1 protein-coding gene is annotated in these 459 nt (G+C 70.8%); it reads left to right on the top strand.

Features of this window, described 5'->3' with window-relative positions; all coding sequences use genetic code 11:
• Positions 1-85 precede the first annotated feature (85 nt).
• Positions 86-459 (top strand): nuclear transport factor 2 family protein (locus E1266_RS37675; RefSeq protein WP_132055390.1); only part of this gene is annotated, 374 nt, incomplete at its 3' end.

Genomic DNA, 459 nt, shown 5'->3' with positions numbered 1-459 from the left:
CGCTGAGAGCGCGCCCCCCGCCGGCATCGTCCCGCCCCGGACGGTGAACTGACCCCGACCACGGCAAGTGAAGGGAGCAGCTCAGGTGACGGTTCCCGGAACGTTCCGAAAGGCGGTGGAGGCCAAGGACCTCTCCGCGATCACCGGCTCGCTCGACCCTGGCATCGAGTTCCACAGCCCGGTGATGGTGAAGCCCTACCACGGCCGCGACTCCGTCGCCGCGCTCCTCGGTGTGCTGCTGGAGGTCTTCGAGGACTTCCACTACACCGACGAGCTCGTCAGCGCCGGCCGGCCCGACGCGCCGGCCCAGGCGCTGATCTTCAACGCCCGGGTGATGGGCAAGGCCGTCCAGGGGCTCGATCTGCTCCGGTTCGGCGACAACGGTCTCGTCACCGGCTTGACCGTGATGGTCCGCCCCCTGCCCGCGGCGATGACGCTCGCGCGGGCGGTGGGGCGGAC

The organism is Actinomadura sp. 7K534 (assembly GCF_004348575.1).
Taxonomy (GTDB): domain Bacteria; phylum Actinomycetota; class Actinomycetes; order Streptosporangiales; family Streptosporangiaceae; genus Spirillospora; species Spirillospora livida.
This window is presented reverse-complemented; position numbering and strand designations above follow the sequence as displayed.